This window comes from Ruegeria sp. HKCCD4884 (genome assembly GCF_013110855.1).
Lineage (GTDB): Bacteria > Pseudomonadota > Alphaproteobacteria > Rhodobacterales > Rhodobacteraceae > Ruegeria.
Genome location: NZ_WVRJ01000016.1, coordinates 107360 through 133555 on the forward strand (window position 1 = coordinate 107360; position 26196 = coordinate 133555).

The following is a 26196-nucleotide window of genomic DNA, read 5'->3' on the forward strand; positions in this document are numbered from 1 at the left end:
GTCTTTACACCCTGCCTTGGGATTTCCATCCAAGGATGCTGAGGCAGGCAAACAGAACTGCCGCCACACAGACAATCGATGGTCCCGCAGGGGTGTCAAAAACATAAGCCGCTCTCAGCCCAGCAACGGCTGAAAACGCGCCGATCCCGGCGGCAATCAGGGCCATGGACTCGGGTGAACGCGCCAAGTTGCGGGCCGCGGCGGCCGGAATGATCAGCATGGCCGCAATCAGCAGAACGCCCACAACCTTGATCGCCACCGCCACGGTGACAGCCAGGGACAGTGTCAGGATCAACTGCTCTCGCTTAGGATCAAAGCCACTGGCATAAGCCAGTTCTTCGTTCAGAGTGGCCGTCAACAACTGCGACCAGCGCCACGTGATCAGCGCGACAACCAACGCCGCACCGCCCCAGATCACGATGAGGTCCGAGCGCGATACGGCCAGAATATCCCCGAACAGATACGCCATCAAATCGATGCGTACACCGGACAGGAACGACACAGCCACCAAGCCAAACGCCAGGGCAGAATGCGCCAGAACTCCCAACAGTGTGTCCATCGCGTAGCCGCGACCGGCCAGCAACGTCACAGTCAGTGCCATGATCAACGCAACAGCTAGTGCGCCGGTGAAGATCGACATCTGAAAGGTCAGCGACAACGCCACGCCCAGAATCGCGGCATGCGCCGTTGCATCCCCAAAATACGCCATGCGCCGCCACACGACGAAACACCCAAGAGGGGCTGCCGCAAAGGCCACGCCGACACCGGCGAGCGTCGCGCGAGTCATGAAATCATCAAGCATTATTCTGCCGCTTCTTTGGGTGGGTGGTCATGATCATGATCGTGATTGTGGTCATGCTCGTGCCGGTACAGCGCCAGCGCACCACCGGTGCCCGTGCCAAACAGGGCCCTGTATTCCGGTGCCGACGCCACAACCGCCGGAGAGCCTTCGCAACAGACATGTCCATTGAGGCAAATCACTCTGTCCGAGGCGCTCATGACCACGTGCAATTCGTGGCTGATCATCAGGATGGCACATCCGGTTTCACGGCGCACCGACTCAATCTGTTGATAGAAGCTGGCTGACCCACGTTGATCCAGCCCCTGGGTCGCCTCGTCCAGCAACAGAATATCAGGCCGGTTGATCAACGCCCGCGCCAACAGAACCCTTTGGAATTGTCCACCGGACAATTGCGACATCTGGCGGCGCAACAGGTCCGGCACACCGGCAGTTTCCAGCGCTGCAACACACTGCTTGCGCGACACACGATCGGTCAGGCGCATAAACCGTTCAACTGAAATAGGCAGCGTCGGGTCGACATGCAGTTTCTGAGGTACATACCCAATCTTCAGACCTGGCTTCAGGGACACTTGCCCAGAAGACGGACGCGTCGCACCGATAATGGCCCGCAGCAAGCTGGTTTTTCCCGAACCATTGGGACCGACGATGGTGACGATTTCACCCGGTTCGACGGCCATGTCCACACGACTCAGCACGGTATGCGCCCCATAGCGCACGCTGAGGTTTTCAACGGTGATCAAGGCCATCTTTATGCCTTTTCGGTGCAGTCGGGGCAGAGACCCTCGGCTTCTACAACCGTACGTTCAATCTCGAAACCCGCCGCGCGTGCGGCAGCGCCCAGAACACCTTTGGCGGGGGCTGATTGCGCTTCGGCAACGGCATCACACTTTCTACAGATCATGAACGCCGGGGAATGCGACTGCCCCGGATGCGAGCACGCCACAAACGCATTCAACCGCTCGATCTTGTGGACAAATCCGTTCTGCACCAGAAAATCCAATGCGCGATAGGCAACGGGCGGTTGTGAGCCAAATCCTTCGGCGCGAAGCCGGTCCAGAATTCCGTAAGCGCCAATCGCGCGATGCTCTTGCAGCAGCATTTCAAGAACCTTGCGGCGCACTGGCGTCAGGCGCAGCCCTTCAGCCGCACAGCGGGCTTCAGCCGAGGCCAGGGCCGTCTCGACGCATGTCTGATGGTCATGTTCTTGAAACCCTACCGGAGCCGTGTCTTTGGCCGGTACAGGGCGTGCATCACTTGTCATGTTATTTCATATCATGTATTGCCACTCGCAACGTTATAAAATCACACAGAGGGTCTGATGTCCAGAAAGCTTCTTCCATTGTCGATCACAGCTGCATTGATGGGTGGAACGGCCCTTGCGGACGCACCAAATGTTGCGGTTGATATTGCACCGGTCCATTCGCTGGTCGCCCGTGTAATGGACGGCGTCGGAACCCCGGACCTGATCGTTGCACCAGGTGCTTCGCCGCATGAATACAACCTTCGCCCGTCTGAAGCCGCTGCGCTGCAAGAGGCCGATCTTGTGTTCTGGATGGGCGAAGATCTGACCCCATGGATGGAGAATGCGATCGATACGCTGGCCGACGGTGCAGCCGTCACATCCATGCTGGAGGCTGACGGTACTGTTCTTCTTGATTTCCGCGAAAACGCACTGTTCGAGGCGCATGATCACGGGGACGAAGATGACCATGACGACCACGCCGAAGACAAGGATCACGACGATCACGACCACGGCGATGATCACGACCATGATGATCACGCCAAAGAAGATGGGCACGATCATGACGAGCACGATCATGACGATCATGCCAAAGATGACGACCATGATCACGAAGAACATGCAGACCACGACGGGCATGATGATCACGACGATCACGACCACGAAGATCATGCCGAAGAAGATGGGCAAGATCATGAGGATCATGGCGAGCACGCTCATGACGATCACGCCAAGGATGACCATGATGATCACGACGACCATGGCCACGAAGGGCACGCCCATGGCGACCACGACCCCCATGCCTGGCTGTCACCGGCAAATGCAGAAACCTGGCTAAATGTGATCGCGGCACAGCTGTCTGCGGCGGACCCTGAAAATGCTGGCACCTATTTTGCCAACGCCGCAGCTGCGCGCGCGGAAATGGCCGCGCTGTCCGCTGAGGTGGCCGAAACACTGGACCCTGTACGGGGCGGCAGCTTCATCGTGTTCCACGACGCCTATCAGTATTTTGAGGACGCCTTCGATTTCCCCGCCTCTGGCGCAATCTCACTCAGCGATGCCTCCGACCCCAGCCCAGCGCGCATTGCGGAAGTTCAAGGGCGTATCCGCGACGAGGGTATTGACTGCGTCCTGACAGAACCACAGTTCAATCCGGGCATCGTTGAAAGCGTTATGGGTGGCGTTGAGGCAAAAACCAGCGTGATTGACCCTCTTGGGTCCGATCTGGAACCGGGTGCCGACCTTTATCCAAATGTCATTCGTAGTCTGGCGAAATCCCTGGCCGAGTGCCTCTGAATCTGTCGTTTCAGCCCGGCTACGGTCGGGCTGCTTGCAGCCCGGGGTAATGCTTTTTGCGAGTATTTCAGTTGGGTGACAGCGTTACCCCGGGCGCTCAAGTAATCACGTCAACACCCGGTTCAAAAAAGGCGCGCAATCAATCGCTGTCGGTCTTTCCCGCAAGACAAACCACGCAAAAGTCAGCTTGTGTTGCGATCCGATTGCACAATCCAATCCAAAAACTGTGCGGCGCCAGCCTTGCCAGAGCCCGATGGGGTAACCGAACAAAAGTACCCTCGGGACGTCGCGCGCTCGTGATCGCAGGCGCGTACCAGCGATCCATTTGTAAGGTACTCACGCATCAAGGGAGACCAGCCGATTCCAACCCCAAGCCCGTTCAAAATCGCGCGCAGGTAAACCATGTAACTGACATACGTGTCATGAGGTGGCGGTCGCGAAATAACAAGCTCGGTTCCGGCGAAGAAACGATTCCAGTCGCCACGATGATCTGCGCTGTTGAGGTGCAGTAGTTTCTGTTCCGACAGCGATTGCAAGTCGAAGGGCGCACGGTTGTCCAACAGATCAGGATGGCACACGGCGATCATGCTTTCCTTGAAAATCAAACCGCTTACAGTTTGCGCCAGCCCCCCTTCCCCGAACAGAATAACGACATCGCAGGCGTTTGGATCGAAATCGTCGTTCTGATCTCGCGTCATGACCTGAAGTTTGACTTCCGGAAAGATGGCCTGAAACTCGGCCAACCTTGGCAGCAGATAGTGGCTTGTGAAGCCGATACTTGCACTGACCTTTAAGGTGTCAACCGCGTGACGGCTCCGCAACGCTTCAAACCCGTCTCGGATCGCCTCGAAACCTGCGCCTACGGCTTTGGCCAGAAGGACTCCGTCCTCGGTTAAAGTCAGTTTCGGTTTACTTCGAAGGAATAGCTGCGTACCCAGCTCTGCTTCAAGGGCGGCGATCTGACGGCTGATCGCTGGCTGCTGGACGTTCAGTTCCCGCGCGGCCCGCGAAAAACTCAGATGTCGCGCTGATGCATCAAATGCATTGATCTGGTGAAGTGGGATCGGCCGCGTCACAATCATTCCTCAGGTGAATGTATTCCATTCATCGTTTCCGTCTTTCCTCAAATTTTCAACCGCGAAATGATGCTGGGGACAACGCGAGGGGAACAGGTCTTGCAGAAACGTATTCTGGCGCTTGGTGGAGATGGCATTGGCCCGGAAATCCTGACCTACGGGTTGCAGACCGTTCAGCAGCTTGCAGCCCTTGCCGGGATCGAGGTCGAGGTCACACACGGGCTGCTTCACGGCGCAGCGTGGGAAGCGCATCAGACATTTTGCACCGACGACGTTCTACAGAAGGCACGCATATCAGATGCTGTTCTGATCGGCGCTGTTGGCGGACCCCAATGGGATAACATCCGCGTCCCCGGAGGCGCCGAATGCCAGGACGGGTTGATGTATTTGCGTCATCATTTGCAAACCTATCTGGGTTTGCGCCCGGCACGTGCCTGGGCACCTTTGTTGGGCAGAACCCCGTTTCGCGAAAATCTGGCACACCAGACCGATGTCCTGATCCTGCGTGAAATGTGTGGCGGCGCCATGTTTGCAACCGAACGTGGAAGACGCGACGTAGGGGGTCTGCGGCAAGGCTATGACCTGACCGCCTATGACGAGGCCGAGGTGGCGCGCTTCGCGCATGGGGGATTTCAGCTGGCCCGGCAAAGGCGCGGCAGACTTGTCAGCTGCGACAAATCCAACGTCATGGAAAGCTACAAACTCTGGCGCGAGGTCGTGACGGAAGTGTCCCGCGACTATCCGGATGTCGTGTTCAAGAACATGTTTGCGGACAATTGCGCCTATCAGCTGATGATGCGGCCACATGATTTCGACGTGATCCTGAGCTGCAACCAACTGGGCGACATTCTCAGCGACCTGTCGGCGGTTTATGCCGGTTCGTTGGGTATGCTGCCTTCTGCCTGCCTATCGGCCAACACGGATCAAGGACAGGTCTTTGGAATTTACGAAAGCACCGCCGGATCAGCACCCGATATAGCAGGCCAGGGCATCGCAAACCCAATAGGGACAATCTTGTCTGTCGCGATGATGTTCACCTACAGTTTTGGACTTCCTGTATTCGAAACCAAAGTGGAAGCGGCAATAGACGCCACCCTGAAAGACGGCATCAGGACACCCGATATTGGCGGTTCCGCCACTGGGTCCGAGGTGACGCGAGCGATCCTTGAAAGGCTCACCGGATGAGCGCGTTCGACTATGTGATCGCCGGGGGAGGTTCGGCCGGGTGCGTGCTGGCTGCGCGACTGGCCGAAGAGCGCGACGTGTCGGTCTGTCTGGTTGAGGCAGGCGGTCGCGGACGTGATCTTTTTATTCAAATGCCCGCAGGAAACGGGTTTGTCTTTGGCAATCCCAAACTCGATTGGGGATATGTGTCGGTCCCTCAGGTGGGTTTGAACGGTCGGTCAATTTACTATCCACGCGGCAAAGCGCTTGGCGGGTCGTCGATTGTCAACGGCATGATCTATATGCGTGGTGTTGCCGCCGATTATGACGCTTGGCAACAACCCGGTTGGAGTTTCGCCGAGGTTCTTCCTTATTTTCGTCGCTCCGAAGGGTCACGTGACCGGCGTGATGCCTGGCATGGCACAGACGGACCACTCAAGACCGAACCCGCGCGCAATTTTGGCCCGATGGACCAAGCCTTTATCGACGCAGCGATCTGCGCAGGGCACCGTGAAACCAGTGACTTCAACGGGTCTGAAAGGACTGGTGTAGCCCGGAATGACAGCACGGTCAGCAACGGCGTCAGGCAATCTGCAGCTATATCCTACCTTCGAAAAACACCACCAAACCTGACTATTCGAACGGGAACCCATATCGCGCGGATCGTGACACGAGGCGGCAGGGCAATAGGGGTTGAAACGCTTGTGGGTGAAGTAATTGAGGCCGAACGCGAAGTGATCTGCTGTCAGGGCGCTTTTGGGACACCGCAGCTTTTGATGCTGTCGGGGATCGGTCCGGCAGATCACTTGCGCTCTCATGGGATCAAGGTGGTGGCCGACTTGCCTTCGGTCGGTGCGCATTTGTCTGACCACCCGGATGTTTCAATGCAATGGGGATCAACGCGGCATGACCTGAGCCACGCCAGATATCAGCGCCTCGATCATGCTATGAAATTGATGCTCCACTGGCTGTTGAATGGCGGCGGCCCCGGAGGTGGTGCGTTTTTCTCTACGGTTTTGTTCCACGCTTTCGAGGATCCGATGTTACCCGAGCTCGAGGTTTTCATGACGCCAATGGTTGTCGAGGAAAACCTGGGAAACGGCGCGCGGGAAGATGTGCCCTTGCTACAGCGCTTGGGGCGCAGGTTGTTGGTACGGGGGCGCAAGATGGCGCGGCCCGGCGTTCAGATCGATATCAATCTCGAACGCCCCCGATCAGAAGGATCTGTTCGATTGGCCAGTGCTGACCCTCGGAGGCATCCGCTGATTGACCCTAACTATTTTTCCGACCCCCACGATATCGACGTCCTGCGGCGGGGAGTTGAGGTCATGCGCGAGATCATGGGGCAAAACCCGATTGACAAACTTGTCACAGAAGAGCTCGGCGTTTGGAAAAACGCTAAAACCGATGCCGAGATCGAACAGGCCATTCGGAACACCGCTTACACAGGCCACCATCCTGCCTGCACATCCCGAATGGGCGAGGTCTTAGACAATGAGCTGCGCGTGCACGGGATCGAGGGACTGCGTGTTTGCGATGCCTCTGCCATGCCACGCCAGATCACAGGCAATCTTTATGCAACGGTCGTTATGATGGCCGAGAAAGCTGCCGACATGATCCTTGGCCCCCCCCACTTACGGCCGAATACCCGATGGAGCACGACCTATGAGTGACATCCGAACCTTCAAATTCTTTGCTGGCAATACATGGCATGAGCCTTTCAGTGGCAGCTATATCGACAGCGAAAACCCGGCCACTGGCAAGGTCTGGGCCAGAGTACCCGATTGTCGTCAGATGGACGTGGAGCTTGCAGTCGCCGCCGCGAAATCGGCCTATTACGATGGGCCTTGGGGGCGGATGCAACCTGCAGAGCGGGGTCGCGTTTTACGGAGAATGGGAGACGTGATTTCCCGCCATGCCGACAGGTTGGGTCAGGTCGAAACCCGCGACAGCGGCAAATTGCCTTCGATGATCACGCCCGGTTTACGAGAGGGTGCGTGGTTGGTGGACAGTTTCCATTACTACGCTGGGATGTGCGACAAATTCGAAGGCCGCGTCATCCCTGCCGAGGCTTCGAACATCCACAATTATGTAAAATACGAACCGTTCGGCGTCGTGGCGCAGGTGCTGCCCTGGAATTCGCCTCTGGGCACTCTGTTCTGGAAACTCGCCCCGTGTCTTGCGGCAGGCAATACGGTCGTGATGAAACCATCCGAGCAATCCAGTTGCTCGACCCTGGAATTGATGGCGGTTTTACTGGAAGCGGATTTGCCGCCCGGCGTGTTGAATGTTGTCACAGGATATGGTGCGACAACGGCCCAACCCATGATCGAACATCCTGACGTGCGCATGGTCAGCTTTACAGGCGGCACATCCGGCGGGCGCGCGGCCGCCATTGCCGCAGCCAAGGGCGTAAAACCCGTGGTGATGGAATTGGGAGGAAAGTCACCTCAGATTGTGTTGCCGGATGCCGATCTTGATCTGGCCGTCAATGGAGTGGCGTCGGGGATTTTCCCACCGGCCGGGCAAAGCTGCATAGCAGGATCGCGCCTTTTGGTGCATCGGGACATCATTGATGCGTTCTCGGAAAAGCTAGTTGAAACGGTCGCAAATGCCCGTGTCGGCGACCCGCTGGATCCAGCCACACAGATCGGCCCCATAGCCAACAAACCTCATTACCAGCGCGTCCTGCAGCACATAGCAGACGCTGAAATCGCCGGGCACAGGCTGTTGCTTGACGGCAGAACGGCCTTTCGATCCGAAGGCTACTACATCGGCCCAACCATTTTTGCCGACGTACCGAACGACGCGAAACTTGCGCAGTCCGAGGTATTTGGACCCGTCGTCAGCACCGAGAGCTGGGAAAACGAAAAAGATGTGATCCGAACTGCCAACGAAACGCCCTACGGTCTTGCTGCGGGCATCTGGACCCGCGACGTGGCCAAAGCGATGCGGATGGCCGACCGGGTCGAAGCCGGCACTGTGTACATCAACAACTACTTCAATGCGTCGACCCAATCTCCAGTCGGGGGGTACAAACAGTCCGGCTATGGGCGCGAAAACGGCTGGGACGGGATGCGATGCTTCTTACAAACCAAATCTGTCTGGCTCTCCACAGACCCCCATCAGCCTGATCCGTTTGTATGAACGACAGTGTTGCGCAGCATAGGAAGAATGACATGAAGGGCACTTTCGGCGACGGCAGCAGATTAACACAACATACCCGTGCCACTGCGGTTCTTGGGCCGCTGCTCACCATGCGGATATGTGCGGGGGAAAAGGTCAGGTTCCAGGCAACTCTGGGTGCGGTTTCATGACCGCAATTTCCCGGCTGGCGTGGTTTGCAGTCCATGCAGTTCCTCCGCTTGATCTACGCGAAGTGATTGCCCCGGCAATCGCCGACTGCTTTGGATGCATCCTCGCCGGGTCGACAAGCGAAGTTGCCATGCGCGCGACCCGGGCCCTGGGCGGGTTTGGCGCAGGCCCCTGCCCGCTATTTGGAACGGACCAGACCCTGAGCGCGCTCTTTGCCGCTCAGATCAATGCGATCGCTGGTCATGCGTGGGATCTGGATGATTGGGAGGAGCCGGGGAACACGCATCCTACCGTGGTGTTGCTGCCCGCCCTTCTCGCGGCCAGTACGTTTCGCTGCACCACCGGGGCAGAGCTGTTGGCGGCTTATGCAGTCGGCACCGAAATCATCATGCGCCTTGGCGAAGCCGTGAGCTTGGATCACTATGCGCGTGGGTTCCATTCCACGGCTACATTGGGCACGATCGGCGTTGCTGGGGCGGTATCGCGCCTGCTGGCCCTATCGGCGGATCAGACTGCGCACGCCCTGTCATTGGCAACCTCGACAGCGTCAGGGTACACGCTGCAATTCGGATCAAACGCAAAACCGTTGCAAGCCGGATGGGCGGCACGGAATGGCCTGGAAGCAGCTGTGTTGGCAGCGCAAGGCGTCACGGGGCAACCGCACGTTCTGGATCACGCGCGAGGCTTCGCCGGGCTTCAAGGAAACTACGATCCATCTGTATTTAACGCCGCGATGAGCAAAATGGGATCGCCTTGGGCTTTGGGTGAATATGGCCTTGTCCTTAAACCCTGGCCCTCTTGCGGGTATACACATCGGCTGATGACCGCTGCGATAAACCTGCGCCCGGCGGTTAACGGAAGGGTTTTGGACATCACCGCGATTGATACCCGCTTGCCTGACTTCCACGCCGAGATATTGCCGTTCAATCACCCCATGTCACGCGCGGAAGCCTTGTTTTCAGTCCCAGCTTGCGTCGGTCAAATTCTGGCCTCGGGCAACCTTACGCTTGCAGACAGCGAAGACGCGTTCTGGAAATCACCTGCTGTTTCAAGGTTGATCCAACTAACGCGTGTGACAGCCGAACCCGCACGAAACCCGAACCTCAACTATGACCCCGATCAACCCGACTTGCTGCGCATAGAATTTAATGACGGGAGCGCAGTTTCGGAAGCCTGCGCTTTCCCGCTTGGCGCATCGCAGAACCCGATGACCAACGCCCAACTTGCCTCAAAATACACCGCGCTCACAGGACAACCGGAACGCGCATTCAGCGAGCTTCTTGCATGGCCTGATGCACAGGACAGTGCCACGTTCTTTAAGGGATATTCAAATGAACCAGCGTAGACGATCAGGTGGCCGTGCGGCGCGACACCAAGCGAGAAACGATGGGGCCGGGTCTGGGCCGACACGCGCGATCTGGCCTGGAATTGAGGGCGGGCAATATGCGCCCCTCACCCAGGCTGAGATTGAATTGGTCGATCACACTGCCATGCGTATTCTCGATGAAATTGGCGTGAAAGGCGCGACGCCGCGATGCATCGAAACACTATGCTCAGCAGGTGGATCCCTGACAGATGACGGGCGTTTGTTGTTTCCTGAAGCAATGGTTCGAAAGACCCTTCAGATCGCAGGCCGTGGCTTCAAACTCTGCGGTCTGGATCCCGCAAATGACATCGACCCCTCTTCGTCGCGAACGCATTTCGGCACATCGGGTGCTGCCGTCCACATCATAGACAGTCAAACAGGCAAAATACGCGACACAACTCTGCGCGACCTATACGACATGGCGCGTTTGGCTGAACAACTGCCGAACATCCATATGTTCCAACGCACTGTTGTCGCGCGTGACATTGCGGACCCGCGTGAAATGGACCTCAATACGCTCTACGCCTGTCTGAAAGGAACAAGCAAACCCACAGGTACGTCTTTTGGATCGCCGGACGTCATGGAAGAGGCTGTCAGAATGCTTGCCCTTCTCATGGGCGGGCCCGATGCCTTGCGTGCACGACCGCCGGTTTGCGTGTCCACCTGCTTTATCGTCCCGCCGCTGACATTCGCCGAAGAAGCACTTGGTGTGATCGAATGTGCGGCACGGCACGGTATTCCGCTCAAGCTTGTCTCGGCCGGTCAGGCTGGTGCGACCAGCCCGGCCCCATTGGCCGGGGCCGTGGCGCAACAAACCGCCGAGGTCCTGGCCGGGATTGTCTATGTCAACCTACTGAACCCCGATCACCCAGCCACTTTCGGAGCGTTGCCATTTGTCAGTGATCTGCGGACCGGGGCCATGTCCGGAGGGTCCGCCGAGCAAGGTTTGCTGATGGCCGCCTGCGCACAAATGGCACGCCATTATGATATCCCATGCGCTGTCAGCGCCGGCATGACCGACAGCAAACTCCCTGATTTTCAGGCTGGGTACGAAAAGGGATACACAGAACTTCTAGCCTCACTTGCTGGCGCAAATCTGGTCTACGAAGCGGCAGGAATGTACGGTTCGCTTCTTGGCGCATCGCTCGAAAGTTTCGTATTGGACAATGACCTCATTGGTTCAGTGATGCGGGCGACCCGCGGGTTCGAAGTATCGGAAGACACATTGTCACTTGAAACCATCCGCGATGTTTGCGTCGGAGGACCGGGGCACTTTTTGGGTCACGCGCAGACCATAAACCGAATGGAAAGCGACTATTTCTACCCGGCGATGGCGGACCGCAGAACACCACAGGAGTGGTCTGAGGCACCTGATAAAGATGTCCTAGAACGGGCCCGACTGCGCACCCAAGAACTGCTTGCCAACCCAAGCCCTACGCATATCCCTGAAGACATGGACAAGGCTATACGGCAACATTTTCCCATAAGGGACCTGCGGTAACTTTAGTGAAACTCTTAGGCCCAACTTAAAGGTCGAGGTATTTGCAGCGCTATATCAAACGCGGTTGAAACGCGGCGCATCCGATTTAAGAAAGCCGCGCCACAGGGGCCGTTCGACCGCACGTCACAGAAATTTTGATATCTTGTCGAGTGTAGCTTTGCTGACTGCGACGCCCGATTTACGAGCGATCTGGCGCTTCGCACTGCGGCCATCTCCGGGTAAATGCGCAGCCTCTTGCACACGGATCGCGCCGACCAATTCGGCAACCCCAGTCTCAAACCCACTCGACGTCGTCGCGCTTGGATCAATAGCAATGAAGAACTGACCTGTCTTCGGGGGGCCGCCCACAGTTCCTGAAAACGGGGATGCGTTGATGCCCAAACTGGCACCTGTCAGAGCCGCCGCCATAAGCTCTACCATCAGAGCCACACCGACACCCTTGTATCCACCCGACGGTGCCATGGATCCCTTCAATCCAACCTCAGGATCGGTTGTTGGATTGCCGTCTGCGTCCAAGGCCCATCCCACCGGGATTGGCTTGCCTTCACGCGCATGTTTCATGACCTCGCTTTTGGCGATGGTACTGGCGCTCTGATCGATCAACAGGGCGGGTTCGCCATCTGGGCCGGGCGCGGCAATGGAAAAAGGATTGGTGCCCACCACAGGCTTCGACCCGCCGGACGGTGCGATGGAGGCGGGGGCGTTGGTGAACCCCAGCCCCACCAGCCCTGCCTGGGCCAGCCGATAGGTGTGGTAGCCCAAAACGCCACAGTTATAGCTGTTTTTAATGGCCAACACCGCGACGCCCTGTTCTCGGGCCGCCGGGATCAGGGCCTCGAACCCTGTGTCAATGGCCGAATGCGCAAAGCCGGTTGCGGCGTCAACCGCCACGACACCGGGTTTGGGGCGTGACAGAACGGGAACCGCTAAACCATCGACCTTGCCGCATTGCACATGCTCGCAATAGATCGGGATATAGGCGAGCCCGTGACTTGCAACGCCATCGGCTTCGGTTGCCGCTGTGGCCTGCGCCAGCGGGCGGGCATTTTCTTCGGATGTGCCAGCCGCTACGAGCGCGTGGAAAGACAGGTCTTCGATCTCAGCAAGGGTCAGGGTTTGTGTATCGGTCACTTTGGCGTCTCTTCAATCATTGTCAGAAAGCCCGGACCCTGCACCCAGCAGGCGGGATTCCTCGGTTGCGGGGGCATAAGTGCGGTGGGCAAAGCGGTTCAGTGTGTCCCAATCCTGTGGGTCAGGATAGGCGCGCGTCTGTTGTTCACGCAGTGTGGTCGGCGCACCGCCTCGGGAAACTACGACTTCATGGGCCGCTTCGGGCAGACTGTCCTGGGCCACCAGCCAACCCTCGCTCACGACAAACTGAACAGCGTCGATTTCAATCGTCAGCGCTTCGTTCAATATACGCGCGGCGTGGCGCGCAAACGGCAGCATCAAGGCGGGCACTGCGACGTACTGCATCTCGATTGGACCCGTTTTCAGCAAGTGGGCCGCATCAGACAACAAAGGCCCCGCAGACAAGGGGCACAACGCCCTTTGGCCCTGCCAGAGACGATCAATCTGCCTAGGGCGATGCGCTGCCGGGTCCGAAGCCAGCCCCTGCTCCAACAACGAGGACAAAATCCCCGCCCCGTCCAGCCCCTGCACGCACAGCCAGCGGGCCGCCTTCGACGCCTCCTCGGCCTGGCCCCAGGAATAGCCCGCGCCACGGGTGGCCCGTTTTGCGGTTGCTTCCATCTCGTTGAGCGAAAAATTCATGTTGGTTCCTGCGGGTAGACCCAAAGATCCGCGTTTTCAGAAGTCAGCTCCTCCGGGTACGGCGCACCGGAATACATGCAGATTCGCACCCATCGATCCGAACGGGGGTCAAAATGGGTTGCTCCAAAGAATGACAGCTTTGCCCGCAGCATGTCGATAGGCAGCACCTTTGACCCAATCGTGTTATCCCGGATTTCGCCATAGGGTGCGGATGGGGTCATTTGAACGCGCCGGATCGTGTGGCGATGTTCCGGGTGGCGCAGCAGAAATTCGGCCACGGGCTTGGTGTCTTCCCACCCGCCCAGCGCGTCATAAGCAGCCGCTGCATCCCGCGCCGGGGCCAGAGGTTGTTCATAGTCAGAAATGGGTTCATCAAACCGTTCCCCCATGCGGGGTTCCAGCTTTTCTTCAGAAACATACCACGCCCGCGCGCAATTCTCGCGGACGTCCCAATCCAGATCCAAAGCCCAGGCATATGTTTCCCGGATAAGATCACGGACTGCCCCGATAGGCATGGTTCCATCTATCACAAACGCCTGCGAGCGGGTATCTGCCATGCACGAAGCCAGCCCGTCCACCAAATCGCCATAAGGCTCCAGGATCAGCGACGCCAGCAACTCCTGACCTTCCTCGCTAAGCGCGGTTTCTGACCAGTCCACCAGTCGATTCCACGGTCGATCTGCGGTCAAATCATCTTGGCTCAGATACTCGGAGATCAACAACAGGTCGGCCTTCAACGCCTCGAGCTTTTTGACCTGTATCTGATGTTCAGATCGCCACCACGAAACCGACAGTCGGCTGCGTTCGAAAACTTCGCGGAACCGCGCGATCTCGGCGTCGCTGGCAACTTCCGCGGACCGAACCCGCGCAATCGCTTCTTCCCGTACCATGATCCAGTTGTTGAACAGAACCGGGTGGTTGACGATGAACGGTGCCATGCCAAGCCCGGTGGAGTTACCAATCCCCAGCCAGCGGGAAATTTCTGGGTCCAAAGTCGCCGCTTGATCGCCGCCTTGGACATTCGCCATGTGTTGCACCAGATCCCGCACAAACGCTCGGGTCAGAAAGACCGATAGCATCTCGACCTGAAACGGGGCCTGCGTCTCGGGCCGGTCAGCAACTTTTTCCCGATCCGCCGCGCCAAATTTGCCCGAGCCATATACAGCAGTTGTCCGCATCAGGTACCCAACCTGATAGATCTTCTCTACATCGGGCTGCTGGCCTGCGGCCAAGGATTTCACAACATGGTCCCAAAGGCGGACCGAGCGATTGGCACGAGACAAGGACAGCTCGCTTTCGCTCACCCGCCCGGCCTCTTGCAGGGGTACGTTTTGGGAAAGGCGGTCAATGTCGGCCTCGGTCGGGATGCCGTCGAACAAAGCAAAGGTGGCATCCCACGCTTCGGCAATCACCCGATCCGACCGTTGTTCCGGTGGCAAGTCATGAGCAAAGGCCACCAGCGAATAAGTCCGATCCGGCCCTTGAGCGGTATAGACCGCCCGACCAACACCATTGGCGTCAATGTCAAAGACAGGCCGTGTGAACGACCAGTTTTCCCGCGCCATTCGGCGGGTCAATTGCCGCATGAAACTCAGCCGACACTGATGCAAAGAACCCAACCGCGACAGCCGCATAACTGTGGCCGGGTCTCGTCTTTCGATCTGTGTCTGCGTCAGTTGTTCCATTCATCTACCCTTGAGGCCCGAAGTTCTCGGCAAAGAACCTGTACCAGTTTTCACCCATGATACCGGCAACTTCTTCATCGTTCAGACCGGTCGCACGCAACCCGGATTCGATGTTTCCAAAGTCCCGATTGTCCTGAAACCAGGACGGCATCGGGGGGAATCCGGGGTTACTTGCCGACCCCTCACCGTAATCGATTTGCTTCGACCAACGGCCAACCCGCATCCATTCGACAACGCTGTCGGGCTGATCCTGGCACAGATCCGTACCAATCCCGAGATGTTCCGCTCCGTATTTCTCAGCCGTCCGCGCAATCATCTCGCAGAAGCTTTCAAGAGTGCAGTCCGACTTGTCCTTCAGGTGATGAGGATAGACCGAAAACCCCAACATCCCACCGTTTTCAGTCACTGCACGTATCACTTCGTCGCGTTTGTTGCGCAGGGCCGGGGCCCAATCAAACGGGTTAGCGTGGGTGATCGCAATCGGACGCTCGGACAGCTCGGCCGCCTCGATCGTGGACCGGTCGGCTGAATGGCTCATGTCAACGACAAGCCCGACCCGGTTCATTTCCTTGATCACCTGACGCCCCATGCGGGTGATCCCGGTGTCTTCGGCTTCGTAGCAGCCCGTCGCCAACAGCGATTGGTTGTTGTAGGTCAGCTGCATGAATCGCGCGCCCAGTGTATGCACGATTTCGACCAAGCCGATGTCATCTTCGATGGGCGATGGGTTCTGAAACCCAAAGAACACTGCTGTGCGCCCGGTTTCCCGCGCTGCATCAATGTCGCTGGCCCATTGACCCTTCATGATCAGGTCCGGGTATTGCTCGAACCAGCGGTTCCATTTTTCAAAGTTCAGAACCGTCTCGCGGAAATTCTCGTGATAGGCGATGGTGACGTGGATCGCGTCCACGCCCCCTTCGCGCAATTGCCGAAAGATCTTTTCGGACCAGTTGGCGTATTGCAGCCCGTCGATCCGCATCAGATCGGCTTTCCGGCGCTGATATATGCGGTTTTGACCGTCGTGTAGAACTCGGCCGCAGCCTTGCCCTGTTCACGTGGGCCATAAGAGCTGTCACCACGCCCGCCAAAGGGTACATGATAATCCGTGCCCGCTGTGGGCAGGTTTACCGTCACAACCCCGGTGCGTGCATTGCGCCGGAAATGTGTGGCGCGGGCCAGATTTTGCGTGACGATGCCCGAGGTCAGACCGAAATTGGTATCGTTGACCGTGGCCAAGGCCTCATCATAGCTGTCGACCTTGATGACCGAGGTCAATGGCGCGAACATCTCTTCCCGGTTGATGCGCATGTCGTTGGTGGTGTTCAGGAACACGCCGGGGCTCATGTAATACCCATCATGCGGCATCTCCAAACGCTGCCCGCCGCAAGCCAGTTCAGCCCCTTCGGATTTGCCCAGATCGACATAGGCCAGGTTCTCGGCCAGTTGCTGCGCACTGACGACAGGGCCCACCTGAGTGCCCTCTTCCAGCGCGTGACCGACTTTCATCGCCTGAGCACCCGATACCAGTTTCTCGACAAACGTATCATGCACAGCGGCATGAACCACCAGCCGCGATGAGGCGGTACATTTCTGACCGGTTCCTCCAAACGCGCCACCCAATGCCAACGAAACGGCAAGGTCGAGGTCGGCGTCGTCCATCACGGCCAGCGCATTTTTCGAACCCATCTCCATCTGCACCTTGGTCAGGTTCTGGATGGCCGCTGCTGCAATGCCCTTGCCCACCGGCACCGATCCGGTGAACGAGATGGCGTTGACCTTCGGGCTTTCCACTAGCCGTTGCCCAATGGACCGACCCGAGCCCATGACAAGACTGAACAGGCCCTTGGGAATATCCTGACGGTTGATGATCTCGGCCAGGGCCACGGCAGAGGCAGGCGTGATGTTAGCGGGTTTCCAGACTACCGCATTTCCATAGCAGAGCGCCGGGGCAATCTTCCACGAAGCCGTCGCGGTTGGGAAGTTCCACGGGCTGATAACGGCCACAACGCCAACCGCCTCGCGGCGCACGTCAATCTCGATATCAGGACGTACGGAATCCGCGTTCTCGCCGATCTGACGCAAACACTCAGCTGCGTAATATGTGAAGAACTGACCGGCGCGATAGACCTCGCCCTTCCCTTCTGCAAAGGGTTTGCCTTCTTCGCGGCTGAGCAAAGTGCCCAGCTCTTCGGCGCGGGCCATCAGCTCGTTGCCGATGTTCATCAACACGGCCTGCTTGCGTTCTAGCCCATAAGCGGCCCATTCGGCTTGCGCGATGCGCGCCTGGTCCAGTGTCGCCTCAAACTGATCCGCACTGGCTTGTGCGAAATGGCCGATCAGGTCGCTCAGATCTGACGGATTGCGGTTTTCGATTTCGCTTTCACCGGCAAGCCATTCGCCAGCGATGAGATTCAGGTTGGTCACGACGGGCCTCAAGTTCAAGGAAGTTTGCCCGAGAATGGACTTTTGGGGCCATATCAGTCAAATTCAAATAAATTTACCAAACTTCAGGAAAACTGAAATTTGACAATCAAGATTGAAATGCTGCGTTGCTTTTGCGTTGTCGCACAAACCGGCAACCTGTCTGAGGCTGCCGACCGGCTGGGACGTACCCAATCCGCTGTCTCGATGACCCTTAAGCAATTTGAAGATCACCTTGGGAAAAAGCTGTTTGTCGGCGAACGTAAAAACCATCTGTCCGCGTTGGGTGAGCAGGTGTTTGAATTATCCCTCAAACAGGTGCGCCAGTTTGATGAGACAGTGCAATCCATCGAGGCTGCTGCCCACGCTGCCAATGGGTTGATCCGAATAGCGTCCGTCCCCTCGGTCGCCGCGTTGATTTTCCCGTCCGTGCTTGAACACATGACGCAATGTTTTCCAGGCGTGAAAGTTGAGCTTCGGGATGCTGATACGCGACAGGTTCTGGACGCGCTTGCAGACGGTAAAGCCGACATTGGAATTGCGTCTGGCTTTCATCCAGTCAAGGGCGTCAAAGCCTATCCCTTTTTCGAAGATCAATTCGGTCTGGTCTGTTCGGCTGACCATCCGCTGAATAAAATGGCCGATCCGCCGACCGTGGATGAGGTGGTAACACTCACATTTGTTCGAAATGCCCTGTGTGATCTCATTGAGGCACAGGAATATGTTGAAGCGCTGGAAGGGACCAACGTTACGATTCACAACACCCAGTCCCTGATAGCAATGGTGGCAACTGGAAAGTGGATCACCATCCTTCCCCAAACCGTTGCTCGCATTATCCCTGAAAGCATGGCCTTTCGCACGTTGTCCGATCTACCCGACAGGCGACAGGTCTATTTGTATGTCAAGGAAAAGCCCCGCTTCAAAGCATTGGCAGACGCGTGTAGCACGTTCATTCTTTCCAGCGACCTGACCTAAGGGCTGCAAGTTATCACCTCAGCACCGACCATCAACCGTTCTGGCCCGCTTCTTGCACAATCCAATCCCGAAAAGCTTTTAGCTGCGGCTGTTCAATTGCATCGGATGGGTAAACCAGATGGTAGGATCTTGAAGGCGCAAAATCGTTGTCGAACGGTCGGATCAACTGGCCGGATTGCAATTCGACTTCAATCAACGGCAATAACCCAAGGGATACACCCTGACCCGACAACACCGCCCGGAGCAGAACACTCGAATCGTCTATAATCACACCGGGAAGGTGGTCGCCGGTTTCCACCCCGTGTGCATCGAACCACTCCAGCCAGTCGACTTGATCCTTCCAGTGCAACAGAGGTAGGCGCAGCAGATCCGCAGGCTTCAAAGGGCGCACACTCTCGGCGATCAGAGTTGGGCTGATGACGGGCGACGTTGGAAATCGCAGCAGCGGTTCCGATGTCAATCCCGGCCAATCTCCGTCCCCCCAAGCCAGCATCATATCGGTCTGACCATCCGAAAATTCCACCCCGCCCGGGGAATACTGAAGATGCAGACCTGTTTCGGGGAAACGTTGCCAAAAGCTGAACAGGCGGCGGGACAACCATTGCGAGCCGATCAACGCGCCGACGCCAACTGTTATAGACGATCTATTCGCTGTCTGGCGCGCGTCCTGCACGGCCCGGTCAAGCCGCGCAAATACCGCCTCGCAGGCTTCGGAAAACTGCTGCCCTGCTTCGTTCAAAACAACCGACTGCGCGTGGCGTTCGAACAGGGGACAGCCCAGATGAGCCTCGAGCGATTTGATCTGCGAACTCACGGCTGTGGGCGTCACGCCCAGCTCTGTCGCTGCGCGTTTGAAGTTTCCATACCGCGCGGCAATCCAAAAGACACGAACCGCCCCGAGCGGTGGAACGTCAACGGTGTTTTGGGTCATGAGGGCAATCTGAAGTTATCCTAGATGTAAAGATTCTATATCTGTGCAAAGGGATCAGTGCAATGCAGGCTAATGCTGAACAACATCCCCGCGATGCGGCGCCACTTGGGCAAGCCAGCCAGGAGAGACCCCAGATGCCACGAGATTTGCCTTTGCAGGCCAAATATTACACTCAGCCGGACTGGTTCGAGGTTGATAAGGAAAAAATCTTCTTCCGAAGCTGGCAATGCGTATGCCATGTGTCCGAAATTGCCGATCCGGGCGATTTCAAGACCTTTGCCATTGTGGATGAGGACATCTTTATCATTCGCGCGCAGGATGGTGGTATCAATGCGTACTACAATATCTGTCGCCACCGTGGTCACCCTCTGGTCGAAGGGACAGGCAAGGGCAAGAGGGTTTTGGTCTGCCCTTATCATGCGTGGACGTATGAAATTAACGGCCGACTGCGCCGCGCACCCGGCTCGGTCGAAAGTGATGGCCTAAGCTGCGACCAAATCAATCTGCGTAAAATCCGGGTCGAAGAGTTTTGCGGATTTATCTTTGTCAATCTGGACGAAAATGCCGAACCCATGGGCCCCGATCTAGAAGAATACCGCCAGAACCTGCTGAGCTTTCACGCCGACCCCGGCCAGCTGAAATTCGTTTGCGAAACCGAGATCACGCACGATAGCAACTGGAAGCTTACGGTCGAAAACTACAACGAATGCTACCATTGCCCGACCGTGCATGCGAGCTCTTTGACCCATGGTGTGCTTGAGATGGACGGGTACACAACAGTCCCGCACGGCAAGACAATCTGGCATGATGGCAAGGCACAAACGAAGAACGAAAAGCAGTATGACTACGATCTGAACGCCAGCCCACGCGCAGATGATTATGGTGCTTATTGGATCTTTCCCAATGTATCGATGTGCTGTTACCCCGGAGGGTACTTTACGACCCGTCAATTTTTACCTGTCGCCTGGAACAAGACGATCTATCGTTACCGGTGGTTCTCGAGCGGCGATATCGCGGACGAGGATGTGATTGCGTTAATGCACAAGCACAAGGAAACAACCGGGGCCGAAGACGAAGTGGTTGTGTCGAAGATCCAGAAAGGCATGCAAAGCCGCGCGTTCGAGCCGGGGCCCTATGTTATCGGTGACGGCTGCGGCGCGATGAGTGAGGTCGGGCTGCGCCATTTCCACAATTTGTACCGCGAAGCGTTGGGAGAGACGTGATGAGTGACGTGATCCGTCAGGACTTGGCCGCGCTTTACCGCCTTGCTCATCATTACGGCTGGACCGACCTGACATCGACCCATATCTCGGCGCGTCTGCCAGAAGACCCTGACCATTACCTGCTGAACTCACACGATTTGATGTTCGACGAAATCACGGCTTCGAACCTGACCCGCATGTCGTTCGACGGGCAGGCCGTCGATGACGGGCCGGACAGCGGTAAGATCGTCAATCTGGCCGGGCACATCATCCACTCGGGCATTCTGTCGGCCCGACCTGACGTGAATTACGTGATCCACAGCCACACGCGCGCTGGCGTTGCCGTTTCGGCCATGCCCAATGGGCTGTTGGCTTTGTCCCAACATGCCGGGTTTGTTTTAGGTACACTGTCGAGCCATCCCTATCAGGACTCTACAGCAGTTGAGGACGAAGGTGCCCTGTTGGCGCGCGACCTTGGCAACAACTTTGCCATGTTGTTACAGAACCACGGGTTATTGGTGGTCGGACGCACGGCGGCAGAAGCCTTCATTTATCACTACTACCTTGAGATGGCCTGCAAAATTCAGGTCGATATTCTGAGTGCGACGGACAAGCCGATCACGATCACAGACGATGCGATGGATGCCTTGCACGACTGGGGCGCGCCGCAAAACGGACCACATGGGGGCGTCCAGTGGCCAGCACTGATGCGTATGCTGGATCGAAGCGTGCCGGAGTTCCGGTCATGAGTGACAACGACCTGATCCTAATCCAACGCGACGGTGCCTGTCTGACTGTTACAATCAACAGGTCCGCAAAGGCCAACTCACTGACACCCCCGATGCTGGTCTCTCTGCGTGACATTTTCCTTGAAGCCGCCAGTGACACAGGGCTGCGTGCCGTGATCATTACCGGCGCGGGCGGGCGCGTTTTCTGCGCTGGCGCGGATCTCAACACACTTTCTACTGACGAGAGCGGTCCAGACCCCTGGGACGAAATGGCCCAAGCGTTCAGAGCTATCCCGGTGCTGACCCTGGCTGCCATTAACGGGCCTTGCATCGGCGGGGGTATGACCCTGGCCCTTGCGTGCGACATCCGGGTTTGTGTGCCCGAAGCACGGTTTTCCTACCCGGTGCTCAAGAACAATGTTTTGCCCGGTCAATACGATGTAAACAGGCTACAAGCCCTAATTGGCCCGGGTCGGAGCGCAGCGATCCTTTTGGGGGGCGACGCCGTCAGCGCAGAAGATGCAGCCATGTGGGGTCTGGTCGACCGAATGGTGACGCAAGAGGTTTTAGCAGACACCTGCCAAGCATTGTGCGCCCCGGCCATAGCCTCTGCCGACGGGCATCTGAAAACCCTGAAATCCATGCTCGGAAGGAGTTCTTGATGAAAGGTATCCGAATTGTCGACATGACATCCGTCCTGTCCGGGCCGTTTTGCACGTGGTTGATGGCCAGCCTGGGCGCCGACGTCATCAAGGTGGAAAACCCGGCTGGCGACATTGCCCGCACAACTCCGCCGTTCGAGAATGACATTAGCCTCTATTTTGCGTCCCTGAACCGCAACAAGCGCTCGGTCGTTATGGACCTGAAGACGGAACAGGGCAAAGAAGCCCTGCACAAGCTGCTGGCCACGGCAGATGTGTTTGTCGAGAACATGCGGCCCGGTGTGCGCGACCGGTTGGGATGCAGCGACGCCGATCTGAAACGGATCAACCCGCGCCTGATCTCGGCCTCGATCAGCGGCTTTGGGCAAACCGGAAGCCTTTCGCACCGCCCGGCCTATGACATCGTGGTCCAAGCAATGAGTGGCATGATGAGCATAAACGGAGAGTTGGACGGCGACCCCACCCGCGTCGGCTTTTCGATAGGCGACATCTCGGCTGCGTTGTTCACCACCATCGGCATTCTGCAACGTCTGTACGAGCGCGACGCAAAGGGGGTTCAAGACACCAGCCATCTGGATGTGTCCATGCTGGCCTGTCAGTGGGTTTGCCTGGAAAACGCGTTTGCCCGCTATCTCAATGCCGGAATCGTTCCAAAACCCATTGGCTCGCGCCACCCGTCAATGACCCCTTTTGAGCCATATCCGACAGCGGATCGGGATATCGTCATAGGATTGGGGAGCGACAAGGACTGGCCCCGGTTTTGCGAGGCCATCGGATATCTTGACCTGTTGGACGACCCTCGTTTTCAGGGGGATGAGGCCCGGCTGGCCAATCGCGACGCCTTGGATCAGGTCTTGGGCGCACACCTGAGACAGCATACGGCATCTCATTGGATACAGATTTTGATCGACAACAGCATTCCGTGCTCGGTGGTCGAGAACATCCAAACCATTGCAGACAATCCTATCGCAGAAGAATACGCCGCCTTTTCCACCGTAAGCTCTGACGGGAAAGATATGCGATTTGCGCGCAACCCCATTGCTGATCGCGGCCTTCAGGAAAGCCCCGCACCCCTCCTTGGACAACATACGAACGAAGTTCTGTCAGAACTGGGATATGACGATGCAACCATCGCATCTTTGACACGCTGAATTCAAAACGCTCGGACCAAAACAGGACTATTCGAATGCCCGTGCTTCAAACGCCAGACGGCACAACGCTTTATCACGAGGTGACCGGAAAAGGCGACCCGATTGTGTTTGTTCACGAATTCGGTGGCGACTATCGCAGCTGGTATCGACAGATATCAGAGCTGTCGCGGTCATTTTGCTGCATCACATTTTCGGCGCGCGGGTTTCTTCCGTCTGATATCCCTTCGAACCGTTCCCAATATGGGCAAGAGCAATCGACCGGCGATCTGTTGGCCCTGCTCGATCATCTTAACATAGAAGCCGCGCATCTTGTCGGAACGTCAATGGGCAGCTTCACCAGTCTGGACTTTTCGCTGAACCATCCCGATCGCGTACTCAGCGTGACGCTGGTAGGCAACAGCTCGGGACCCCGGGACGCGGACGAACGGGAAAACTATCGGAAAACCTGGGTCGGGCACGAAATCCAACTGCGCGAAGACCGGGGCGGTGATGGAGCCGTTGCTGTGCTGGAGGATGACCCCGCCTATCAGAGTTTTCAGAAAGATGACCCCGAAGGATGGTCAACATATGCCGCAAACCTGCGCGATCAGTCCCCCGAAGGGGCGGTGCATGTGCTGTCCACGCTGCATTGGAACCGGCGCTCATTGTTTGACGACGTGGCCCGGCTAAAAGCGTTCGACAAGCCCGTTATGCTCGTGACCGGTGATGAAGACTACTATCTGGTCGGCGCAACAAATGTTCTTCTGTACGACATCCTTCCCGATGTCAGATGGCACCGCTTTCCGGCAACCGGTCATTTGGTCAATATCGAAAGGGCGGAGGCATTCAATGCCCAACTGGCCGAGTTTGTTGGAAAGCAGGAAAAGCGGACCTAAACCACTCCGGGGTTCCAGCGTACAATCCAAGCCCATATCGACTATGTGGGCTTGGGTCATCAGCGTAGCAATTGCGTCGAGATATGAGAAATGGCCAGTACTGCAGAAACATTGGCAAACTCCGCTGTTCATTCTTTGAGAGCGCTCAGAGCTACCCTCGTCTACGCAACATCCGGCAGCAGTGGGCTAACCTTGACCGAATTGACGTTTTGAACGACCGTCCGGTGTGACACGTTGCAGGAAGGGGCAGCCCCATGAGCAATCAATCCAACGAGGCAGACCAAACACAGCGTCGCGAAAGATCAAACATTCTGATCATCATCTCTGACGAGCATCGCAAGGACGCGATGGGGTGCATGGGGCACCCAATCGTCAAGACGCCAAACCTGGACGCATTGGCTGCTCGAGGTACGCTTTTTACCAATGCCTACACGCCATCGCCCATGTGTGTGCCAACCCGCGCCGCCATTGCTACCGGTGATCACGTTCACAAGACACGACACTGGGATAGCGCCTCGCCCTATGATGGACGGATCCGAAGCTGGATGCGTCATTTACGCGATCAGGGAATTCAAACTGTATCTATCGGCAAGCTTCACTTTCGGTCGACCGAGGACGACAACGGTTTCTCTGAAGAAATCCTACCAATGCACGTCGTGGGCGGCGTCGGATGGCCCATCGGTCTCCTTCGCGAAACCCCTCAACCTTATGATGCGGCGGCCGAATTGGCCGCCGACGTTGGTGTTGGAAACAGCACTTATACCGACTACGACCGAGAGATCACGAAAGCTGCCGAAGCGTGGCTGCAGAAACAAACAGGCTCGGATCAACCCTGGGCCGCGTTCGTGTCACTGGTCAGCCCCCATTACCCGCTCACGTGCCCGGAAGAGTATTTTACCATGTATGACCCGGCACAAATCGACCTGCCGGTTGGTTACGAAGGTCGTTTCCGGCCAGAGCACACCGAGCTGCGGAATGTGGCCGAGTTCTTCGATTACGAGAAGTACTTTGATGAGCAAAAAATGCGTGAAGCGAAAGCCGCCTACTATGGCCTTACGAGTTTCATGGATGATTGCGTCGGCCGCATTCTGAGCGCTCTGGAAAAAAGTGGTCAGGCAGACGACACAGTTGTGGTTTATGTCTCGGACCATGGGGACATGATGGGTGATCAGGGATTTTGGACAAAACAGGTGATGTACGAACAATCCACCGGTGTGCCCATGATCCTCGCAGGGCCCGGCGTTCCTGAAAAGCGCAAGGTGACCACTGGAGCTTCACTGGTGGACCTGGCCGCGACTGCGGTAGACGTCACAGGTGTATCCCATGACGAAACAAGCCGTGATTTGCCAGGTATTTCTCTGCGCGAACTGGCCCTTGAAGAAGACAATCCCGACCGCACGATCCTGAGCGAATACCATGATGGTGGGTCAACCACCGGGACATTCATGATACGGTGGCAGCGTTGGAAATACGTTCACTATGTCGGCCATGATCCGCAACTTTTCGATCTTACAAACGATCCTAATGAACTTCGGGATCTTGTGGCTCTACAAGCAGATGACCCGCAAACAATAGCTGCATTAGCGGAAGGCGAACATCGTTTGAGAAAGATTTGCGACCCGGAAACCGTCAACACATTGTGCTTCGCGGACCAGAAAGCGCGCATAGCCGAACTGGGCGGAGAGGAAGCATGCCTGACAGCCTATTGCTTCAACCACACCCCCACGCCAGGCGAGCAGGAAAAAATGCGCAATTCAAGCGCTTTGTGAGATTGGCTATTGGAACAATCGCAACGGAAACCGACCGCCGCTAACCCAAGAAAAAGAAGATGCGATGGTAAAACGTGCAAAAGAACCACCAAGGGAAAACAGTTGTTTAAGCTGTGGATCGACAAACTTTCGGAGCGCTGATGCAATTCGGATTATCTTGATAAAGCGATCACTAGGCGGTCAAATATGTCAAAGTTGACGTTTCCGCTATTTGAACCTCTGACCTTTTGGTTTTGAACCTGAGGAGGTTTGATCGTTAAGCCC

At 56.9% G+C, this 26196-nt stretch carries 23 protein-coding genes; 13 read left to right on the top strand and 10 right to left on the bottom strand.

What is annotated here, in order from left to right; translation table 11 throughout:
- Positions 1 to 4: 4 nt before the first annotated feature.
- Genes GS636_RS19915 through GS636_RS19925 form a run of 3 tightly spaced genes read right to left on the bottom strand, consistent with a single transcriptional unit; the run spans position 5 to position 2063 of the window.
- On the bottom strand, positions 5 to 802 hold the full coding sequence (locus tag GS636_RS19915) for an iron chelate uptake ABC transporter family permease subunit (RefSeq protein ID WP_171096276.1): 798 nt from the start codon (positions 800 to 802) through the stop codon (positions 5 to 7).
- A complete protein-coding gene (locus GS636_RS19920) occupies positions 802 to 1548 on the bottom strand; it encodes a metal ABC transporter ATP-binding protein (RefSeq protein ID WP_171671900.1) in 747 nt (248 codons plus the stop codon). The genes GS636_RS19915 and GS636_RS19920 overlap by 1 nt, the downstream gene beginning before the upstream one ends.
- A gap of 2 nt (positions 1549 to 1550) precedes the next feature.
- Positions 1551 to 2063, bottom strand: coding sequence for a transcriptional repressor (locus GS636_RS19925; RefSeq protein ID WP_171096281.1), 513 nt, complete (start codon positions 2061 to 2063; stop codon positions 1551 to 1553).
- A gap of 57 nt (positions 2064 to 2120) precedes the next feature.
- On the opposite strand from GS636_RS19925, the gene GS636_RS19930 reads away from it, so the two are divergent.
- A complete protein-coding gene (locus tag GS636_RS19930) occupies positions 2121 to 3338 on the top strand; it encodes a zinc ABC transporter substrate-binding protein (protein WP_171671903.1) in 1218 nt (405 codons plus the stop codon).
- A gap of 182 nt (positions 3339 to 3520) precedes the next feature.
- Here the strand turns inward: GS636_RS19930 and GS636_RS19935 are convergent, their stop codons facing one another.
- Positions 3521 to 4414, bottom strand: a complete 894-nt coding sequence (locus GS636_RS19935) for a LysR substrate-binding domain-containing protein (protein WP_171671905.1) — start codon at positions 4412 to 4414, stop codon at positions 3521 to 3523.
- A 99-nt stretch (positions 4415 to 4513) separates the two neighbouring features.
- Between GS636_RS19935 and leuB the strand changes: the two genes are divergently transcribed.
- The 5 genes from leuB (at position 4514) to GS636_RS19960 (ending at position 11760) form a co-directional block, all read left to right on the top strand.
- Entirely contained in the window at positions 4514 to 5599 is a 1086-nt protein-coding gene (gene leuB / locus GS636_RS19940) for a 3-isopropylmalate dehydrogenase (RefSeq protein ID WP_171671908.1), read from the top strand.
- A complete protein-coding gene (locus GS636_RS19945) occupies positions 5596 to 7251 on the top strand; it encodes a GMC family oxidoreductase (RefSeq protein WP_171671910.1) in 1656 nt (551 codons plus the stop codon). Before leuB ends, GS636_RS19945 begins: the two co-directional genes overlap by 4 nt.
- Positions 7244 to 8725 carry an aldehyde dehydrogenase gene (locus GS636_RS19950; protein WP_171671913.1) on the top strand — a complete coding sequence of 494 codons (1482 nt, stop codon included), beginning with the start codon at positions 7244 to 7246 and terminating at the stop codon, positions 8723 to 8725. Before GS636_RS19945 ends, GS636_RS19950 begins: the two co-directional genes overlap by 8 nt.
- Before the next feature lie 166 nt (positions 8726 to 8891).
- Positions 8892 to 10238: an MmgE/PrpD family protein gene (locus GS636_RS19955; protein WP_171671915.1), complete on the top strand. Its 1347-nt coding sequence runs from the start codon at positions 8892 to 8894 to the stop codon at positions 10236 to 10238.
- On the top strand, positions 10225 to 11760 hold the full coding sequence (locus GS636_RS19960) for a trimethylamine methyltransferase family protein (RefSeq protein WP_171671918.1): 1536 nt from the start codon (positions 10225 to 10227) through the stop codon (positions 11758 to 11760). Before GS636_RS19955 ends, GS636_RS19960 begins: the two co-directional genes overlap by 14 nt.
- Before the next feature lie 123 nt (positions 11761 to 11883).
- Here GS636_RS19960 and GS636_RS19965 read toward each other — a convergent pair whose 3' ends face one another.
- From GS636_RS19965 to GS636_RS19985, 5 genes are read right to left on the bottom strand one after another with little or no spacing between them, the layout of a single operon-like run.
- Complete coding sequence (locus GS636_RS19965) at positions 11884 to 12891, bottom strand: Ldh family oxidoreductase (protein ID WP_171671921.1); 1008 nt, start codon at positions 12889 to 12891, stop codon at positions 11884 to 11886.
- A 12-nt stretch (positions 12892 to 12903) separates the two neighbouring features.
- Positions 12904 to 13533 carry a DUF3726 domain-containing protein gene (locus GS636_RS19970; protein WP_171671923.1) on the bottom strand — a complete coding sequence of 210 codons (630 nt, stop codon included), beginning with the start codon at positions 13531 to 13533 and terminating at the stop codon, positions 12904 to 12906.
- Positions 13530 to 15218: a hypothetical protein gene (locus GS636_RS19975; RefSeq protein ID WP_171671925.1), complete on the bottom strand. Its 1689-nt coding sequence runs from the start codon at positions 15216 to 15218 to the stop codon at positions 13530 to 13532. The genes GS636_RS19970 and GS636_RS19975 overlap by 4 nt, the downstream gene beginning before the upstream one ends.
- 4 nt (positions 15219 to 15222) lie before the next feature.
- On the bottom strand, positions 15223 to 16197 hold the full coding sequence (locus GS636_RS19980) for a membrane dipeptidase (protein WP_171671928.1): 975 nt from the start codon (positions 16195 to 16197) through the stop codon (positions 15223 to 15225).
- Positions 16197 to 17642, bottom strand: coding sequence for an aldehyde dehydrogenase family protein (locus tag GS636_RS19985; RefSeq protein ID WP_171671930.1), 1446 nt, complete (start codon positions 17640 to 17642; stop codon positions 16197 to 16199). Before GS636_RS19985 ends, GS636_RS19980 begins: the two co-directional genes overlap by 1 nt.
- A 99-nt stretch (positions 17643 to 17741) precedes the next feature.
- Here GS636_RS19985 and GS636_RS19990 point away from each other — a divergent pair, with 99 nt between their 5' ends.
- On the top strand, positions 17742 to 18614 hold the full coding sequence (locus tag GS636_RS19990; protein ID WP_171671933.1) for a LysR family transcriptional regulator: 873 nt from the start codon (positions 17742 to 17744) through the stop codon (positions 18612 to 18614).
- 31 nt (positions 18615 to 18645) lie between these two features.
- Here GS636_RS19990 and GS636_RS19995 read toward each other — a convergent pair whose 3' ends face one another.
- Positions 18646 to 19545, bottom strand: a complete 900-nt coding sequence (locus GS636_RS19995; protein WP_171671935.1) for a LysR substrate-binding domain-containing protein — start codon at positions 19543 to 19545, stop codon at positions 18646 to 18648.
- Between the two features lie 134 nt (positions 19546 to 19679).
- On the opposite strand from GS636_RS19995, the gene GS636_RS20000 reads away from it, so the two are divergent.
- From GS636_RS20000 to GS636_RS20025, 6 genes are all read left to right on the top strand, one after another.
- A complete protein-coding gene (locus tag GS636_RS20000; protein ID WP_171671937.1) occupies positions 19680 to 20768 on the top strand; it encodes an aromatic ring-hydroxylating dioxygenase subunit alpha in 1089 nt (362 codons plus the stop codon).
- Positions 20768 to 21496 (top strand): class II aldolase/adducin family protein, encoded by a 729-nt coding sequence (locus GS636_RS20005; RefSeq protein WP_171671940.1) that lies wholly within the window; start codon positions 20768 to 20770, stop codon positions 21494 to 21496. Before GS636_RS20000 ends, GS636_RS20005 begins: the two co-directional genes overlap by 1 nt.
- Positions 21493 to 22137 carry an enoyl-CoA hydratase/isomerase family protein gene (locus tag GS636_RS20010; RefSeq protein WP_171671942.1) on the top strand — a complete coding sequence of 215 codons (645 nt, stop codon included), beginning with the start codon at positions 21493 to 21495 and terminating at the stop codon, positions 22135 to 22137. The genes GS636_RS20005 and GS636_RS20010 overlap by 4 nt, the downstream gene beginning before the upstream one ends.
- Positions 22137 to 23288 (top strand): CaiB/BaiF CoA-transferase family protein, encoded by a 1152-nt coding sequence (locus GS636_RS20015; RefSeq protein WP_171671945.1) that lies wholly within the window; start codon positions 22137 to 22139, stop codon positions 23286 to 23288. The genes GS636_RS20010 and GS636_RS20015 overlap by 1 nt, the downstream gene beginning before the upstream one ends.
- A 35-nt stretch (positions 23289 to 23323) precedes the next feature.
- Entirely contained in the window at positions 23324 to 24163 is an 840-nt protein-coding gene (locus tag GS636_RS20020) for an alpha/beta fold hydrolase (RefSeq protein ID WP_171671948.1), read from the top strand.
- Between the two features lie 254 nt (positions 24164 to 24417).
- Complete coding sequence (locus GS636_RS20025; RefSeq protein WP_171671951.1) at positions 24418 to 25932, top strand: sulfatase-like hydrolase/transferase; 1515 nt, start codon at positions 24418 to 24420, stop codon at positions 25930 to 25932.
- Positions 25933 to 26196 lie beyond the last annotated feature (264 nt).